A 16658-nucleotide genomic window follows, 5' to 3' on the forward strand; every position below is an offset into this window, starting at 1 on the left:
ATGCCTTAATACCAAAAGAACATGGGTAGGAAAGTGAAAAACAGGTGGTTGTATGATTAAGAGAAATAAGCAGCCGGAGGAATCTGGAAGCTGGATGGATACATATGGGGACATGGTTACTTTGCTGCTGTGTTTTTTCGTTCTTCTGTATTCCATGTCGTCCATGGATCAGAGCAAATGGAAGAAATTAGTACAGAGCTTTAATCCTAGTGCTCTGGAAAGCATAGAGTCCATTGTCAATGAAGACGAGGGGGAATTCCGTGGAGACCCGGCAAAAGAAGAGGTCACGGATTTTGACGCATTGTATACGGCTCTGAAACATGTGGTTCAAGAGAGAGGAATGCAGGATTCCGTAGAAATTACCCGCGGAGACGGTTTTACGTTTATTTCATTCCGCGACAAAGTGTTTTTTGATGGGGACAGTTCTGTACTTCGTCAGGAGGGAAAGGACGTCCTTGAACAGTTTGCCTCTGCTATGCTACAGGTGGATTCTTCCATAAAAGAAGTGCAGGTATTGGGTCACACCTCCCAGGGAGATCCAAACAGGCCAAACAATATCCGCAATGACAGGATGCTTTCTGCACAGCGTTCCGCAGAGGTTGTTATTTTTCTCCAAAGCAGACATGCTGTTTCACCGGAAAAACTGGTGGGCGCCAGCTATGGTCAGTTCCGTCCCGTTGCGCCTTTTGATACGGAAGATGGGAGGGCGCAGAACCGCCGCGTGGAAATATTGATAACCAAGAATGATACGGTAGAAAAATCCCTGGAAGAGTATTACAACCAGATATATCAGGATTATCAGAACGTGCCGGGCAATTAAAAAATGAAGCGGGAGTGAAACAAATGGCTGAAGTATTATCCCAAAATCAAATTGATGCGCTGCTCAATTCCCTGCAGGGAACAAATGAGCTGGGCCAGGAGATTGAAAGAATTGAAGATGAATTAAAATATAGGAAATATGATTTTTACAGTCCGAAAAAATTTACAAAGGACAGGCTTAAAGTTTTAGGCAGTATATTCGACAATTATTCCAGGATCGCAGGTTCCCAGATAAATAGTCTGTTTAGGACTTCCAGTGAACTGTCAGTCGTTACGGTAGAGGAACAGCGGTATTATGAATTCAGTAACGCCCTCAGTGATAATGATGTCCTTACCCTTGTCAATGTGTCTTTGCCGGATCATTCCAAGAATCCGCCTCTATTAATCAATGCAAGCATGCCATTAATGCTTAGTTTAATCGACCGCATGCTGGGGGGCTTGGGGAAAGAAACCAGTGTTGGCCTGTCTTATTCCTATACGGAAATAGAGATGGCTCTATACCGCAGAGTGATCCAATATGTGATAGCGCCATTAAAGGATTCCTGGTCAAGTTACATTAATCTTAACTTTGAGCTGGAGAGGTTGGAAGAAAACCCCAGCATGTTTCAGGAAATCGGTGTGGATGAAACCATAGTAATCATCGTCATTGATGTGGAAATGGAAGGCTGCTCCGGGAGACTAAGTCTCTGTATCCCAGGAAACCTCCTGATAAACACATTCAGTATTATAGACAGGCGAAGAGCCAGTGCTATGGGAGATGAAGAAAATAGTCAGGATACAAAACTTGAAATCCTAAACAACATCAGGGCCTCTGACTTAATGGTTCGTGCTAAGGTAGGAGAATCTGTCATTACTCTGGATGATGTTTATAATCTTCATGTGGGAGATGTCATCAACTTAGGAACACCTAAGGAATCCGACATCAAGCTGTATGTGGAAGACCAGCCATGGTTTAAGGGACAGCTAGGTGTTCACAAAAGGAATACTGCAGTCCGGATTGAAGGTCTTGTAGAAGAAGGAAATTACCAGGCTGGTGAAAACTGAGTCAGGGATTATATAAAGAATTAAGGATAATAAAGGAGATGCAAAAGAATGGCGAAAATATTATTAGTAGATGATGCGGCGTTTATGAGAATGATGATTAAGGATACGTTGTCTAAAAACGGATACACCGATTTATACGAGGCGTCTGACGGAGCTCAGGCTGTGCAGATGTTTTCTGAAATCTCCCCGGATCTTGTGATCATGGACATTACAATGCCTAACATGGATGGTCTGGAAGCGTTAAAATTAATAAAAGCGAAATCCCCGGATGCAGCGGTTGTTATGTGCTCTGCCATGGGACAGGAGAGCATGGTAATCGAAGCGATCAAATCAGGAGCCAAAGATTTTATTGTAAAGCCCTTTAAACCGGACAGGATTCTTAAAACTGTCACTGGCATTATCGGTTAGTTTTACCGTAGAGGAGGGGTCAAATGTCATTTTTAAGTTCCATGAACATTAGTGCGTCGGCAATGACCGCCCAGCGACTTCGACTGGATATTGCATCGGAGAACATTGCTAATATTGATACGACGAGGACAGAAGCAGGCGGACCATACCAGAGAAAAATGGTAGTACTTGAATCCAGGAATGAAAATAACTTCCGAAGAATTATGATGAATGCAGCCGGCATAAGCAGGCAGCAGAGCACAGGCGGCGTCAAGGTCTCACAGATAGTGCAAGACACCAGTCCCTATAAGTCCGTTTACAATCCGGAACATCCGGATGCGGATGAAAACGGCTATGTGCAGATGCCTAATGTGGATTTGCTAAAAGAAACAGTAGACAGTATGTCTGCATACCGGTCCTATGAGGCCAACATAACAGCATTTAATGCCATAAAGATGATGGCCTCCAAGGCATTGGAAATTGGAAAGTAAAGCGTGACTTGGCATAGAGGGCTAATGAGTATAAAGGGAGAAAAGTTGTATGGATTCAAAGAATTTTAGCGCATTTGAAATTGATGCCATAGGTGAAATACTGAATATAAGCCTTGGTGCCTCGGCCACTGCAGTATCTACCATGCTCAATGCCAGAGTTGACATAACCACACCGGTGGTAAAGGTTTTGTCAAAGGAAGAATTTGAAATTTCCAACCTGGAACCGGCAGTAGGGGTGGAGATTACATATATTGCAGGACTTAGCGGAAGCAACATTATGCTTTTAAAGAGGCATGACGTAAAAGTGATTGTAGATATGCTCATGGGCATGGAAACGCCAGAGGAAGAATTTGAATTAAATGAACTGAACATCAGCGCAATCTGTGAAGTTATGAATCAGATGATGGGGTCTTCTGCAACGGCACTTTCCGAGTTTTTAGGCAGGGTAGTTAATATTTCGACACCCAGTTCTTTTGAGATCAGTGATGTGGATGATTTCAAGGAAAAGTATTATGACAAGGATGAATACATGGTTGTTGTCGGATTTACTTTAAAAATTGCGGACCAGTTGGAAAGTGAATTTATTAACGTAATGTCTCCTGATCTTGCAAAAGAACTGGTTAGAGGATTTTTACCCCTGGAAATGCTGGGACCAATTTCGGAGCCTGAACCAATTCCGGAACCGGTGCAAATTCCGAAACCAGTCATAGAGACGAAAACGGAATTAAGAGAACCGGCTTCAGGCGGAATCTTATCTCAGGAAGAGATTGAAAAGTTGTTGTCAGGCAGCTTTGTAGGCGAGGAGCCAATAAATGCTGAACCGCCTGCCGACAGAGAGACGGCCGGGGGAAGTCAGGAAATACCGCAGATGACAGGAGATAACCAGATGGCAGTACAGCAGATGATGGATCAAATACAGACGCAGCAGCAGATGATGAGTCAAATGCAGCAGATGATATCACAACTGCAAAGCGAACAGCAAAATATGAGAAAAACAGGGTCTCCGGAACCTAAGACCATAAATGTGAAACCTATCCCTCAAAATAGCTTAAAAGACGGAGATATTCGGTTTGAAGAGCAAGAGGAAAACCGGGAACTGATTATGGGAGTGCCCCTTGAGGTGTCTGTTGAAATTGGCAGAACCAGAAAGCTGGTAAAGGAGATTCTTGAATTTACCAAAGGGTCCCTTGTTATCCTTGACAAGCTGGCAGGGGAGCAGGTTGATTTATATGTAAATGGCCGCTGCATTGCGAAAGGCGATGTTGTGGTCGTAGATGATAATTTTGGCATCCGTATTACAGAGATTACTAAAAAGAATGGAGAATAGAGAGGAAGTGGCTGCATTTGAATAGCGTGATTAGTCTGTTTTCAGCGCTGCTCCTTACCGTTGTAATTCTGTATTTGAGTTATGTATTTACCAGAAGCCTTGGAAAAGGAGTCGGGCTAAAGCGGGGAGGAACCTGTATGCAGATGTTGGACAGGCTTCCCCTGGGGCAGGATAAAGCAGTAGCGATCGTACGTGTAGGGAATCACTATTATCTTATCGGCATTGCTTCTTCTCAGATAACCCTTCTTTCTGAACTTTCGGAGGAAGACATTCCGGAGGGAGGGGCTTCCCAGACCCAATTTACAGGTGCTGAAGGGTATGAAAGCTTTAAAAAATTATTAAAAAAATATACAGACAGACACAGGGATGATGTGTAAGGAGGAACCATGAATACAGATGCCTTGATTAATATTAATGGCGGCCGGGTGCCGACTCTGGAGCTTTTCCTCATTTTGACCATCATTTCCCTGCTGCCATCGATCCTGGTGATGATGACTTCCTTTACAAGGATTATCATTGTCTTATCTTTTACCAGAAATGCCTTGGGAGTTCAGCAGAGTCCTCCCAATATGGTGCTGGTTGGAATTGCATTATTTCTAACACTGTTCATTATGGATCCAGTGTTAAAGGATGTGAACACCAATGCTTACCAACCTTATGTCAGGGAGGAGATAAACCAGCAGGAGGCACTTAACCGGGCGACGGTTCCCATGAAACGGTTTATGCTCAAGCAGACGAAGACGGACACTTTGAATGTGTTTATAGATTTGTCCAAAACCGATAAGCCGGAGAACATTGAGGAACTTCCTATGACAGTAATAATTCCATCTTTTATGACATCAGAGCTGGAGCGGGCCTTTACGGCGGGATTTATGATTTATCTGCCGTTTTTACTGGTTGATATCATTGTGTCCAGCACTTTGATGTCCATGGGTATGGTCATGCTGCCGCCGGCTATGATTTCCCTTCCATTTAAATTACTGTTGTTTGTAACTGTTAATGGCTGGGAGCTGCTGTTTTCTAATTTAGTTAACAGCTTCCATTACTGACAGGACTTTCAACCTAGAATTAGTCAACAGCGTGCCCCGCTTTATCGGGCATCAATTGGATATGCAGGCATATCCGCTTGATTCATCAGGAGGCAAAATATGACGGATGTAGCAGTGAACGGCCTAATGTATGAGTTATTCGGTTTGGTGGTTAAAATGGCTGGTCCCGTGCTGATCGTCAGCATGATCATCGGTATCATAATTTCCATAATACAGGCAGCAACCCAGATCCATGAACAAACCATTACCTTTGTTCCGAAGCTGATTGTTATTGGCCTGATGCTTTTGATGATGGGTGATCATATGATGACCACACTCAGTGATTTTACTATCAATATTTTTAATACCATGCTCAGATGAGAGGGGCAGGATGCGCCTTACAGGTGTTCCATGATGCCCAAAAGACATGGACAAAGAAGAGGAAACACCCTACGGGTATACCTTTATGTCCAAAAAGCTTGGACAGTAATGATGAAAGGAAGATTTAGATGCCGGAAATAGGACAGATGATGCTGTTTTCCCTTATTTTTATGAGAATGTCAGGATTTATTCTTTTGAACCCTATTTGGGGCAGAAGAAATGTTCCGGCACAGGTCAAGGGCGGCATGATCATGGTATTTACGCTGCTTATTTATTCTTTTTCCTCGGCCCAGGTGCCCGAGCCTGTGAATTCCATTGAATTTGCAGTGCTTCTTTTAAAAGAATTTGCTGTAGGGTTCGCCATTGGCTTTGTTATGGAATTATTTCTTATGGTCATTACCTTTGCGGGGACAATTATGGATTTTCAGATGGGATTGTCCATGGCAATGATCTATGACCCTCAGACTAACGCTCAGATTGCTCTTACGGGAACGCTTTATCAGGCGTATTTTATACTGTTGTTCTTTGCGGTGGATGGCCATCTGGCATTGTTTCGGCTTCTTATAAAGTCAGCAGAAATAGTTCCTTACGGACAGGTCGTGTTGGGAAGCCGCGCGGCGTGGGCAATGCTGGAGATTTTTATTCAGTGTATTACTATGGCTGTAAAGTTTGCATTTCCTTTAATTGCCATTGAATTTTTAACAGAGATTGCAGTCGGGGTTTTAATGAAAATAATTCCCCAAATCAATGTGTTTGTTGTAAACATACAGGCTAAGATCGCAATTGGTTTCATAATGCTGATTTTTCTGTTTTCTCCTATGACGGATTATGTAGGCGGTGTGATAAGCCAGATGCTTTTAACGGTTCAGGATATAATCAGACTTTTATAAATGCAAAGGATGTGATGAACGGCAATGCAGGATCCTTCAAAAACCGAAAAGGCCACACCGAAAAAACGGCGGGATGAACGAAAAAAGGGTCATGTTGCCATAAGTAAGGATGTGGTTATGATAGCTTCCCTTCTTGGGACCTTCGCGCTGCTGAAAGTTTTATTTCCTTTCATGTACCGGACCATTCGGGATTATATGATAAAATATTTGAGCCTGGCTCCCGGGGTAGAGAATCTGTCTGATTATTCCACCAGAATTTCTGGAGATACAGCGTGGACGATTTTAAAAGCAGCTCTCCCCATTCTCTTGGCAGGAATCGCGCTGTCTGTACTAGGCACTGGGGTACAAACAAAATTTTTGTTTTCTAAAAGCAATTTAGCCCCTAAGTTCAGCAGACTCAATCCCATTCAGGGAATTAAAAATATACTGTCTCTAAAAAGCCTGATAGAACTTTTAAAAAACATTCTGAAGATTACCATACTTGGAATCATCCTGTATCAAATCATAAAAGGGGATTTAACGCCTATAGCAAGAACCATTGATATGGACTTAAAGGATTCTTCTGTGTACGTGTTGAATGCCATCATGGATATGGTCTTTAGGGTTTCTCTTGTGTTCCTGGCTGTTGCTGGTTTTGACTTTTTTTATCAGCGTTGGGAATATGAACGCCAGATCAGAATGTCAAAACAGGAATTAAAAGAGGAATTCAAGCAGACAGAAGGAAATCCCGAGATTAAGGGGCGTATCCGCAGTCTTCAAAGAGAAAGGGCCCGTTCGAGAATGATGCAGTCGGTACCTGAAGCGGACGTAATCATACGTAACCCTACCCATTTTGCGGTGGCTCTTCGATATGACATAGAGAAGGATAATGCTCCCGTTCTGTTGGCTAAGGGCCAGGATGAACTTGCCTTGAGGATTGTGGCAAAGGGTGAGGAACATGGGGTATATGTAATTGAGAATAAGCCTTTGGCAAGAGGTATCTATGCCGCTACCCAGGTGGGGGCCGAGATTCCTTCGGAATACTACGGTATGGTCGCTGAAATTCTGGTGTATGTATACCGCATGAATAACAAGATCATAGAATAAAGAAAAACAGCAGAGAAACTGAAAGAAATGGTGTAAAAGAATGAAGACTTTACTGAAAAATTCTGTAGTAGTATTTGTCATTATGATCGTACTTCTATTGATTATTCCATTACCTCCGTTTTTAGTGGATGTAATGATTATTATAAATATTTCCCTTTCCATGATTATCTTACTGATAACCATGAACATAAAAGAACCTTTGGAATTTTCTATTTTCCCGGCCCTGCTTTTGGTGACCACCTTACTGCGTCTTGGGCTGAATGTGTCTTCAACGAGAAATATTTTGTCCAATCAGGGGTCTTCAGGTCAAGTGATCAAAGCCTTCGGTGATTTCGTATTACAGGGAAATGTTGTTGTCGGTTTTATCATATTCCTTATTATCGTTCTGGTAAACTTCCTGGTTATTACAAAAGGAACGGAACGTGTATCAGAAGTTGCAGCCAGGTTTACCTTAGATGCCATGCCAGGTAAACAGATGGCCATTGACGCGGATTTAAGCTCCGGTCTGATCAATGAGCAGGAAGCAAAGATGAGACGGTATAAGGTTCAGAAGGAAGCAGATTTCTATGGAGCCATGGATGGTGCCACGAAGTTTGTAAAGGGAGATGCTATCATGTCCCTGATCACCACTGCCATTAACTTTATTGGCGGTGCCATTATCGGCATGGTGCAATCAAATCTGGAGTTTGGACAGGTGATGTCCATTTATTCTATAGCCACGGTGGGTGATGGGCTTGTTTCCCAGGTTCCGGCTCTTCTGATCGCTACGGCCACCGGTATGGTGGTAACCAGAGCCGTATCGGAAGGCACATTAAATGACGACATATCCGGTCAGTTTATGGCACAGCCCAGGGCTATTATGCTAACTGGTTTTGTTATGATCGTATTAATGCTGGTACCTGGAATGCCCAAGATTCAGTTGGCGGTTATGGCAGCGGTGCTTATTATAGCCGGTTATCGGTTAGGGAATAAGGTTCGTCTGTCAGCCTCCGGACTTCAGGAAACGGCGTTAGCCATGGCTGCGCCCGAAGAAGCAGCACAGGGAGCTTCCGACGAAGAGTCCTACTACCGGGATGTGAACAATGTTTACGCTCTTATTAACGTAGAACCTATTGAGATGGAATTTGGCTATAGTCTGATTCCGCTGATCGACGAGAGCAGCGGTGGAAAGATGATTAACCGGATCGTTATTTTCAGAAGACAATATGCACAGGACATGGGACTTGTCATTCCTTCTGTCAGGCTTAGAGACAGTTCCAGTTTAAATACCAATCAGTATGTCATAAAGATCAGAGGGGAAGAGGTGTCCAGGGGAGAAATTCTGGTAGATTATTATCTGGCACTGGAACCACCCGCTCTTTCTGGTGAAGTTGATGGAATTGAAACTGTGGAGCCAGCTTATGGCATTCCCAGTAAATGGATCAGGCCTGAAAATAAGGAAATGGCGGAAATTTACGGCTATACGGTAATTGATCCACTTTCTGTTATGCTGACTCATTTGTCTGAAACCATCAGGCAGCACGCTTATGAGCTGTTAGGACGGCAGGAAGTTATGCAGTTATTGGAAAACGTTAAAAAGCACTCTCCGGAGCTGGTGGACGAACTATTTCCGAACCAGTTTACATATGGCAGCATTCAGAAAATTCTCATTAACCTTTTGAAGGAAGGGGTACCAGTCAAAGACATGGAAACGATTCTGGCAACTATAGCAGATTCTCTTCCAACTACCAGGGATATGGATGTGATTACAGAAAACATCAGAATTGCTTTAAAGAGGACCATAACCAGAATGTTCTGCGAAGGAGGACAGATGAAGGTACTCACCCTGGATGCTGAGCTGGAGAAAAACATTATAGGCAGTATGGCAAAAGGAGAACAAGGCATCTATCTGGCTTTAAGCCCGGATGTGATGCAGTCTGTGATTGGACAGGTGGGAGAACAGATGAAGAAATTTGCGGATTTGGAGCAGAAGCCTGTGATTCTTACAAGCCAGGTTGTAAGGCTCTATTTCTACCGATTGATTGAGCAGTTTTATCCTAATGCATATGTCCTTTCCTTTAATGAGATTGCAAATAATATTCAGATTCAGGCAATCGGGAATATTACCCTTTGACCGGATTTTGTTACAGAAAGGCAGTGTTAGTCGGAATGGAACAGGATTTAAGCCAATATACCAATGAAGATTTATTAATTAAATACAAGCGAACAAAAGACATCAGGGTCAAGCATGAACTTGTGATGCGGTATATAAATATGGTCAGGAACATATCACTCCAAATGCGAGATGTATATTTAAGCTTTGCACAGGTGGAGGATATTGTCAATGAAGGCGTATTAACGATTATGAACGGAATCGAAAAGTTTGAACCGGAATTAAATGTAAAGTTTGAAACTTATATTTCCAAGCGGATTCGTGGAATGGTTATTGATATGGCGCGAAAACAGGACTGGATTCCCAGAAGCGTAAGAAAAAATGCTAAGGTCATGGACAATGCGGTCGTAGAATTGTGTAACCGTCTGGGGCGTTTTCCTACTTCAAAGGAAACGGCGGATTACATGGACATCACCATGGAAAAATACCAGGAAACTCTAGGCAAGACGAATGTTTACAGCATCATTTCCCTGGACATGGTCCTGGAGGCGGGAAGTGAAGAGAAAAAGTCAATGCAGCTTCCGTCAATGAACGAACATGACCAGCCTGAGAATCATTATCTCCAGAAGGAATTTAAGGAAATTTTGGTTTCTGCCATAAATGATTTAAAAGAAAATGAACAAAAGGTTATTTCATTGTACTATATGGACGAATTAAATATGAGGGAGATTGCACAGATCATGAAGGTCAGTGAGCCAAGGATCTCCCAGATTCATTCCAATGCGCTTCAAAAGCTCAGATTGAATCTGACTAATTTCATAAATGAGTAGTACGAAGGGAGAAAAGAAATGTTTCAAGGATTCTACAATCTGGCATCAGGAATGCTGTATCAGACCAGGAACTTAAATGTAATCGGAAATAATATGGTCAATAGTGCAACACCGGGGTTTAAGCCTGACCGCATGGTCAGCACAACGTTTCGGGATGAAATGCTTTACCGTAGCGGAAATCGTGACAAAAGCAATCCTGTTCAGATTGGGTCCGTATCAATGATACGTGCTTCCAGAAGTACAGTGACCAGCCATAATCAGGGGGCGGTGGAGGAAACTGGAGGAAACCTGGATTTTGCTTTGACAAAACCAGGATTCTTTGCCATTCAGGATACTGCAGGAAATCAGGTTTATACCAGAAACGGATCTTTTACGATTGATGATGAAGGATACCTTACTTCACCTTCCAGGGGCAGGGTGCTTGGGGAAGATGGAGCCCCCATTGAGCTTCCTTCAGACCATATTACAGTGGATCAGTTAGGCAATATTTATGAAATGCCCATAAAAGGATTGAAAAACGGAGAGGACGACGGGAATACAGAGGAACAGGAACCAGTCCTCTTAGGAAAAATCCGTGTTGTGGACTTTGATGATTACTCCCAGCTTGTAAAAGGAGATAATGGCGTCTTTACCACGACAGCAGCCGGGAATGTTGTGGATGGAGGAATCCAGTGGAAGTCACTGGAACGGTCCAATATTGACCCTATAGATGAGATGACTCAGATGATCACCAGCCAAAGGGCAACTCAAAGTGCTGCCCAGGTACTTCGGATATATGACCAGCTCATGGGCAAGGTAGCCAGTGAGATAGGCAGAGTGTAAGGGGGAAGAATAGATGAACCAGTCTTTTTATATTGGAGCTTTGGGAGCTTTAAATCAGCAGACAAAGCTTAATGTGGTATCCAATAATATTGCTAATGTAAATACAACAGGCTTTAAACCTCAATACAGTGTGTTTTCAGATCTTATTTATGCCCATACGAGGAGTGCTCAGGGCGGCAGTGCGGCGCAGACAGGCAGCGGAACCAGGGTAGATCTTTTAAAGTCCGATATGACCGAAATGCCTTATAAAGAAACGGGAATTGAGAATGACCACGCCATAGAGGGAGAAGGCTTTTTCATGTTAAAGGACCCGGTTACAGGGGCCATTACCTATTCCAGGGACGGACACTTTCAGCTTTCCATGATGGGAGACAATTATTATCTGGTGAATTCTTCAGGAAAGAGAGTCTTAAACATGGACCAGCAAGAAATTACCTATCCTGTCAAACCGGCTGTTTATCCCGGTTCAGAAGAGGAAATTGAGGAAGAGGAAGAAGAGCTGGAAGAAGATGAGCATGATCCGAAAGCCATAGGTGTATATACCTTTGCAAGAAGAGACGGAATTTCCGACATAGGAAATAATGAATACGCTGTAACGGATAAAAACGGAGCTCCCATTCTGCTTGAAAATGCAAAGGTAGTCAAAGGCGCAGAGGAAGTGTCGGGCACAGACTTTGCCAAAGAGATGACCAGAATGATGGAGGCCCAGAGAGCTTATTCTTACTCTCTAAAAATGGTACAGACCTCCGATGAGGTTGAAACAACTATAAATACACTTCGGCAAAGCTGAGAATAACCGGTAAGGAAGGAGGGTGATATCGTGAAGATAACACGTTACGATGAAATGAGTGGATTAGGGCTGGACCTAATCCGGGAGATAGGCAGCATAGGCACAGGAAATTCAGCCACAGCGCTTTCCTCCATGTTAGGAAAGACCGTGCGCATGACTCTTCCGGATGTACAGATTCTCGATTATAACGATGCCATTAGTTTCTTGGGAGACCCGGAAGAAATTGTGGCGGCTATATTGGTAAAGATGTCTGGAGAGATCAACGGACTAATGCTGTTTGTCCTGAAGCTGGATTTTATCAACCAGGTCTTATCCAGTCTTATGCAGGAGGAAATTGAAGACTATTACCAGTTAAATGTTTTGGAAACCTCTGCACTTGAAGAGGTAGGAAATATTATCATATCTTCTTACGTCAATGCCATCTCCTCCCTCAGTGACGTCTCCATTAGTTTGTCTGTTCCTGATACAGCGATCAATATGCTGGGCGGAATATTAAGCGTGCCCATGGTGGAGTTTGGCTATCAGACGGATAAAATGATGATGATCAGCGGTCAGTTTATCATAGGGGGCAAGGTGCTCCATAGTGATCTTCTAATGATGCCGGAGATTCAATCATTGAACTTTTTAATGGAAAAGCTGGGGATAATCAATGGATAAAAATCTGACGGTTGGAATCGCAGACATGAAGTTTGCCAGGCAGGAGGGAATTTTGATCACTTATGCCCTTGGTTCCTGCATTGGGATTAGTTTGTATGACCCAATGATTAAGCTGGGAGCTTTGGTACATATTATGCTTCCGGAGGTATTCGGTTCAGGTGATGGGAATATATTTAAGTACGCAGATACCGGACTGGCTGAAACGCTGCGCAAGATAGAGATCATGGGAGCGAGAAAGCCCAGATTGATTGCTAAGATTGCCGGAGGAGCCAAGATGTTTGAATTACAGGGAAACAGTACTCTTGGTAATATCGGCGCCCGCAATATTATCAGCGTGAAACAGATTCTTCGCTCAGAGGGGATCCGCCTTGCGGCCGAGGATGTGGGAGAAAACTACGCACGGACCATGACCTTTGATGTCAGTACGGGAGGAGTCAGAATAAGGACTTACGGTAGAGCGGAAATTGATTTGTAAACATTATGAACCGGAGGAATTATGCCGATATTTTATTAGGCAGATGTTTTTGCCGGATTATATTGAGATAAAGGAGAAGAAGTATGGCAGAAACAGAGATTTTGTTAGAGTCAGGTACCAATGAGATCGAAATAATGGAATTTACCATTTACGGTGAATTGTATGGCATTAACGTGGCAAAAGTACGTGAAATCATGATGTCAGATAAAGTAAAGCCCATTCCTCATGCTCACCCTTCTGTGGAGGGAATATTCAAGCCCAGAGATATCCTTCTTACTGTAATTGACCTTCCTCACTATTTGACAGGAAGCAAAACAGAGCAGCAGCCGAAAGATTTATTCATTATTACGAACTTTAATAAGCTGCATATTGCGTTCCGTGTTCACAGCGTGGTGGGAATAAGCCGCATTTCATGGAAGGATATACAGAAGCCGGACAATACCATCAGCCGGGGGGAGGAAGGCGTGGCAACAGGCATTGCCCAGTGTGGGGAGGATTTGGTGACAATCCTGGATTTCGAAAAAATCGTAGCGGAAATTGCCCCGGAAACAGGGATTCAGTTGAATGAGATTAATAAATTTGAAGACAGGGAAAAAAATGGAAGCCCAATTCTGATTGCAGAAGATTCCATATTGTTAACCAGGATGATAGAAGCCTCACTTAGGAAGGCAGGCTACCATAACTTGACTTTTAAGAATAACGGGCAGGAAGCATGGGACTATTTAAATCAGATTCGGAATGATTCGGACTTTGCTAATAAAATAAGCCTGATTATTACAGATATTGAAATGCCGGAAATGGATGGCCACCACCTGACAAAGCTGGTGAAGGCTGATAAAGCGTTACAGCACATTCCGATTGTTATTTTTTCTTCAATGATCAATCAGGAATTAATGATCAAAGGAAAGCAGCTGGGCGCAGATGAGCAGTTGTCCAAACCGGAAATCGGACATCTGGTGGAAGTGATTGACCATTTGCTTCAAAGGAGGTAAAACAATGGATAGATATGTCACCCGGCAGCCTATTAAGGCACTTAAGGAGGACAGGATCATTGGCTACGAGGTGCTGTTTCAAAAGGATTATGACGCCCTCTATAATAGTACCGATGTGGCGGCGGCAGATACCATAGCAGGTTTTCTTATGCAGAACACGGAAAGGATTTTCCAGGATAAACTTACATTTGTAACATTTACTCCTTCTTTATTGTTCCGGAATATGCCGAAAATTTTTGATAAGGATAAATTAATCATTCAAATTGAAGATCATGTGATGATCCATCCCTTATCGCCCGCTATCATAAAAAGATACCGCACGGAAGGTTATATATTTGCAATCAATGATTTCCAGTTTTCTCCCAAGTATTTTACCATGCTGGATTATGTTACCTACATAAAAGTGGATATCAGCAATAAGCACGATGGAAGAGAACGGGTTTCCTTAAATAATCTTATCAACACCATGAAGGGCTTTGATAAGAAATGCATCGCAACCGGTGTTAATACCAAAGAGGACTATGAGCTTGCCATGGAAGTCGGCGCTGACTATGCGGAAGGCAGTTATGTCGCGGAAGCTATGGCCAGGAAAGTAAAACGGATGGAATTCCTGGAAGGGAACTTCTTCCAGCTTGTTGTGGAAGTATCGAAAGACGAACCGGATATTGAACAGATCGAAAAGGTTATAAGCCATGATGCAGCATTAAGTTATGCTCTTCTTAAAATTGTAAATTCTGCTTATTTTGCTTTGCGCAGACGAGTCTCCTCCATCCGCCAGGCTCTGGTTACCATGGGGATCAGTCAGTTAAAGCAATGGGTATACCTTTTAAGCTTTAACAATGATTTTGAAATTGATGAGTCCCGTGAGGCCATGTTGAAGCTGTCCTTTCTTCGGGCTAATTACGCTATGGTCCTTTCTGACCATATCAAGGACCTGCCCATTATCCGATCAGAGGTTTATATGATGGGAATGTTCTCTACCTTGCAGTATATGATTGATGCGCCATTGGATGAAATTCTGGAAGAAGTACCTGTAGCCCAGGAGATCAAGGATGCGCTGCTTAAGCAGGAAGGAATATGCGGATCGCTCTATAAACTCATTCTTAGCTATGAAAATGCAGACTGGAAAGCTGTAAAATCTCTATCAAATGAATTAGGTATCCCTTCTTCTCTTCTGGCACAAACCTACATGGATTGTGTAGAAACGGTAAATGAGATATGGGAAGGGGTTGTAAGCAACGTAGACAGGGAAACAGAGAACATAATGAAAGAAGCCCACACCTAATGGTGTGGGTTTTCTTTTACAGCAGAACATGCTTTGGTCAATTCCACAACTATTTGCTGAGAATATCGGGTGGAATAAAAGTTTAAAAGAGGAGAAGCGGTGGAATTCTCTGCGACTATGTATTTGGGAGGCATATGGGACAGTGCCAGGGCTGTGACATCTGCGGTGCACCGATCACAGTTGCAAACATCGAACTTATCCATGTATTCTGATACCGCATTCTTTACGATGTGTTCCATAACATTCAGATATTGAAATGATGGAATCGATATTTCCGGAGTATCAGGTTCTGTTTCCTGGTCAAGGGAAGGAGTCTCCGGTTCGGGAGCATCTTCCACCCCTTCTGCCTCCTCTAACTGTTCCCTGATCAATTCTGCCACCGGGTCGGGGGCTGAAGAAGACATGTCTATAATGGAAATAGGAGTTGGAGGAGAAGGCGGCTGATTTGAATCCGTAAGTTCCCTGATTATTTCCGTAGAATCGGAGGTTTGCCGGGCTGCAAGATTTTCTCTGGCAGCCTCTTCTTTAGAGGATTCAGCTTCTTCTCCTGCTAACAGATTCATTACATGAGCTGTTTTACTGCTTTTTCTGGCCATAATTAAAACTCCCTTCGGGTAATCAATTTTTACGTTGTTTAATCAATTCCAGAACCTCGGAAATTAACTCCTTGTAGTCCTGGGCCGGATTGGATCTGGGAGCATAATCCAGAAGATTTTCTCCCTGGGCAGGGGCTTCCGCCACGCAGACACTGGATCGAATATGGGTATTAAATACCGTGGAGTTGATCTGCAGTGCGATTTTCTGAGCCATTTCCTTTACCTCTTTGGAAAGGAGGGTTCTGGGATTATATTTGTTAAGCAATATTCCAAGGACAACCAGATCAGGATTGACGGAGGAACGGACGGTGTTGATGGTATCTTTTATCTGGGAGACACCCAAAAGGCTTAGAATTTCCGGAACCATGGGGATGATCAGATAGTCAGCGGCCGCATAAGCATTAATAGTGAGAATATTTAATGCAGGGGGAGTATCGATAATTATGTAATCGTAATATCCGGCCACAGTAGAGAGAATATTTTTCAGGATACATTCCCGTTGCTTACCAGTAAACTCCAGTTCAGCTCCGCTTAACAGGATATTGGAGGCGATTACATCGCAGCGCTTGGTAGACTGAATGGCCTCCTGCAGAGAAGCGGTCCCTTTTAAAACTTCGTAAATAGTTGCGCCGGATTCGATCTGCAGTCCAAGGCTGAAGCCTAAGT

At 43.2% G+C, this 16658-nt stretch carries 20 protein-coding genes; 18 read left to right on the forward strand and 2 right to left on the reverse strand.

The features are described 5' to 3' along the window. Positions 1-52: 52 nt before the first annotated feature. From RT269_RS26700 to RT269_RS26785, 18 genes are all read left to right on the forward strand, one after another. The gene (locus tag RT269_RS26700; protein WP_313187251.1) at positions 53-820 is read left to right on the forward strand and encodes an OmpA/MotB family protein; all 768 of its coding nucleotides are present in this window, start codon (positions 53-55) and stop codon (positions 818-820) included. Positions 821-843: 23 nt separating this feature from the next. Beyond that, positions 844-1863 (forward strand): flagellar motor switch protein FliM, encoded by a 1020-nt coding sequence (locus RT269_RS26705; protein WP_313187252.1) that lies wholly within the window; start codon positions 844-846, stop codon positions 1861-1863. Positions 1864-1911: 48 nt separating this feature from the next. Beyond that, complete coding sequence (locus tag RT269_RS26710) at positions 1912-2271, forward strand: response regulator (protein ID WP_313187254.1); 360 nt, start codon at positions 1912-1914, stop codon at positions 2269-2271. 23 nt (positions 2272-2294) lie between these two features. Then, positions 2295-2741, forward strand: a complete 447-nt coding sequence (gene flgC, locus RT269_RS26715) for a flagellar basal body rod protein FlgC (protein WP_313187256.1) — start codon at positions 2295-2297, stop codon at positions 2739-2741. 49 nt (positions 2742-2790) lie between these two features. Further along, positions 2791-4068: a flagellar motor switch protein FliN gene (gene fliN / locus RT269_RS26720; RefSeq protein ID WP_313187258.1), complete on the forward strand. Its 1278-nt coding sequence runs from the start codon at positions 2791-2793 to the stop codon at positions 4066-4068. A gap of 26 nt (positions 4069-4094) precedes the next feature. Then, a complete protein-coding gene (locus RT269_RS26725) occupies positions 4095-4445 on the forward strand; it encodes a flagellar biosynthetic protein FliO (protein ID WP_313187285.1) in 351 nt (116 codons plus the stop codon). Positions 4446-4454: 9 nt separating this feature from the next. Then, a complete protein-coding gene (gene fliP, locus RT269_RS26730; RefSeq protein WP_313187260.1) occupies positions 4455-5117 on the forward strand; it encodes a flagellar type III secretion system pore protein FliP in 663 nt (220 codons plus the stop codon). Positions 5118-5216: 99 nt separating this feature from the next. After that, the gene (locus tag RT269_RS26735) at positions 5217-5477 is read left to right on the forward strand and encodes a flagellar biosynthetic protein FliQ (protein ID WP_313187262.1); all 261 of its coding nucleotides are present in this window, start codon (positions 5217-5219) and stop codon (positions 5475-5477) included. 128 nt (positions 5478-5605) lie between these two features. Next, positions 5606-6367: a flagellar biosynthetic protein FliR gene (gene fliR / locus RT269_RS26740; protein WP_313187264.1), complete on the forward strand. Its 762-nt coding sequence runs from the start codon at positions 5606-5608 to the stop codon at positions 6365-6367. 24 nt (positions 6368-6391) lie between these two features. Beyond that, on the forward strand, positions 6392-7453 hold the full coding sequence (flhB, locus tag RT269_RS26745; protein ID WP_313187266.1) for a flagellar biosynthesis protein FlhB: 1062 nt from the start codon (positions 6392-6394) through the stop codon (positions 7451-7453). A 40-nt stretch (positions 7454-7493) separates the two neighbouring features. Further along, a complete protein-coding gene (gene flhA / locus RT269_RS26750; protein ID WP_313187268.1) occupies positions 7494-9566 on the forward strand; it encodes a flagellar biosynthesis protein FlhA in 2073 nt (690 codons plus the stop codon). A 35-nt stretch (positions 9567-9601) separates the two neighbouring features. Continuing rightward, the gene (locus tag RT269_RS26755) at positions 9602-10375 is read left to right on the forward strand and encodes a sigma-70 family RNA polymerase sigma factor (RefSeq protein ID WP_313187270.1); all 774 of its coding nucleotides are present in this window, start codon (positions 9602-9604) and stop codon (positions 10373-10375) included. Positions 10376-10393: 18 nt separating this feature from the next. Then, complete coding sequence (locus RT269_RS26760) at positions 10394-11197, forward strand: flagellar hook-basal body protein (protein WP_313187272.1); 804 nt, start codon at positions 10394-10396, stop codon at positions 11195-11197. A 13-nt stretch (positions 11198-11210) separates the two neighbouring features. Then, positions 11211-11987, forward strand: coding sequence for a flagellar hook-basal body protein (locus RT269_RS26765; protein WP_313187273.1), 777 nt, complete (start codon positions 11211-11213; stop codon positions 11985-11987). Positions 11988-12017: 30 nt separating this feature from the next. Then, the gene (locus RT269_RS26770; RefSeq protein ID WP_313187275.1) at positions 12018-12644 is read left to right on the forward strand and encodes a chemotaxis protein CheC; all 627 of its coding nucleotides are present in this window, start codon (positions 12018-12020) and stop codon (positions 12642-12644) included. Next, positions 12637-13119 (forward strand): chemotaxis protein CheD, encoded by a 483-nt coding sequence (locus tag RT269_RS26775; RefSeq protein ID WP_100307332.1) that lies wholly within the window; start codon positions 12637-12639, stop codon positions 13117-13119. The genes RT269_RS26770 and RT269_RS26775 overlap by 8 nt, the downstream gene beginning before the upstream one ends. Before the next feature lie 83 nt (positions 13120-13202). After that, complete coding sequence (locus RT269_RS26780; protein ID WP_313187279.1) at positions 13203-14111, forward strand: chemotaxis protein; 909 nt, start codon at positions 13203-13205, stop codon at positions 14109-14111. Between the two features lie 4 nt (positions 14112-14115). Beyond that, on the forward strand, positions 14116-15396 hold the full coding sequence (locus tag RT269_RS26785; RefSeq protein ID WP_313187281.1) for an EAL and HDOD domain-containing protein: 1281 nt from the start codon (positions 14116-14118) through the stop codon (positions 15394-15396). Here the strand turns inward: RT269_RS26785 and RT269_RS26790 are convergent. Then, positions 15393-15992: a late competence development ComFB family protein gene (locus RT269_RS26790; protein WP_313187282.1), complete on the reverse strand. Its 600-nt coding sequence runs from the start codon at positions 15990-15992 to the stop codon at positions 15393-15395. The genes RT269_RS26785 and RT269_RS26790 overlap by 4 nt on opposite strands. Positions 15993-16014: 22 nt before the next feature. Beyond that, positions 16015-16658, reverse strand: a 644-nt coding sequence (locus RT269_RS26795; RefSeq protein ID WP_313187284.1) for a ParA family protein, incomplete at its 5' end; no start/stop codon positions are given.

This window comes from Lacrimispora sp. (assembly GCF_032078915.1).
In the GTDB taxonomy this organism is placed as follows: domain Bacteria; phylum Bacillota; class Clostridia; order Lachnospirales; family Lachnospiraceae; genus Lacrimispora.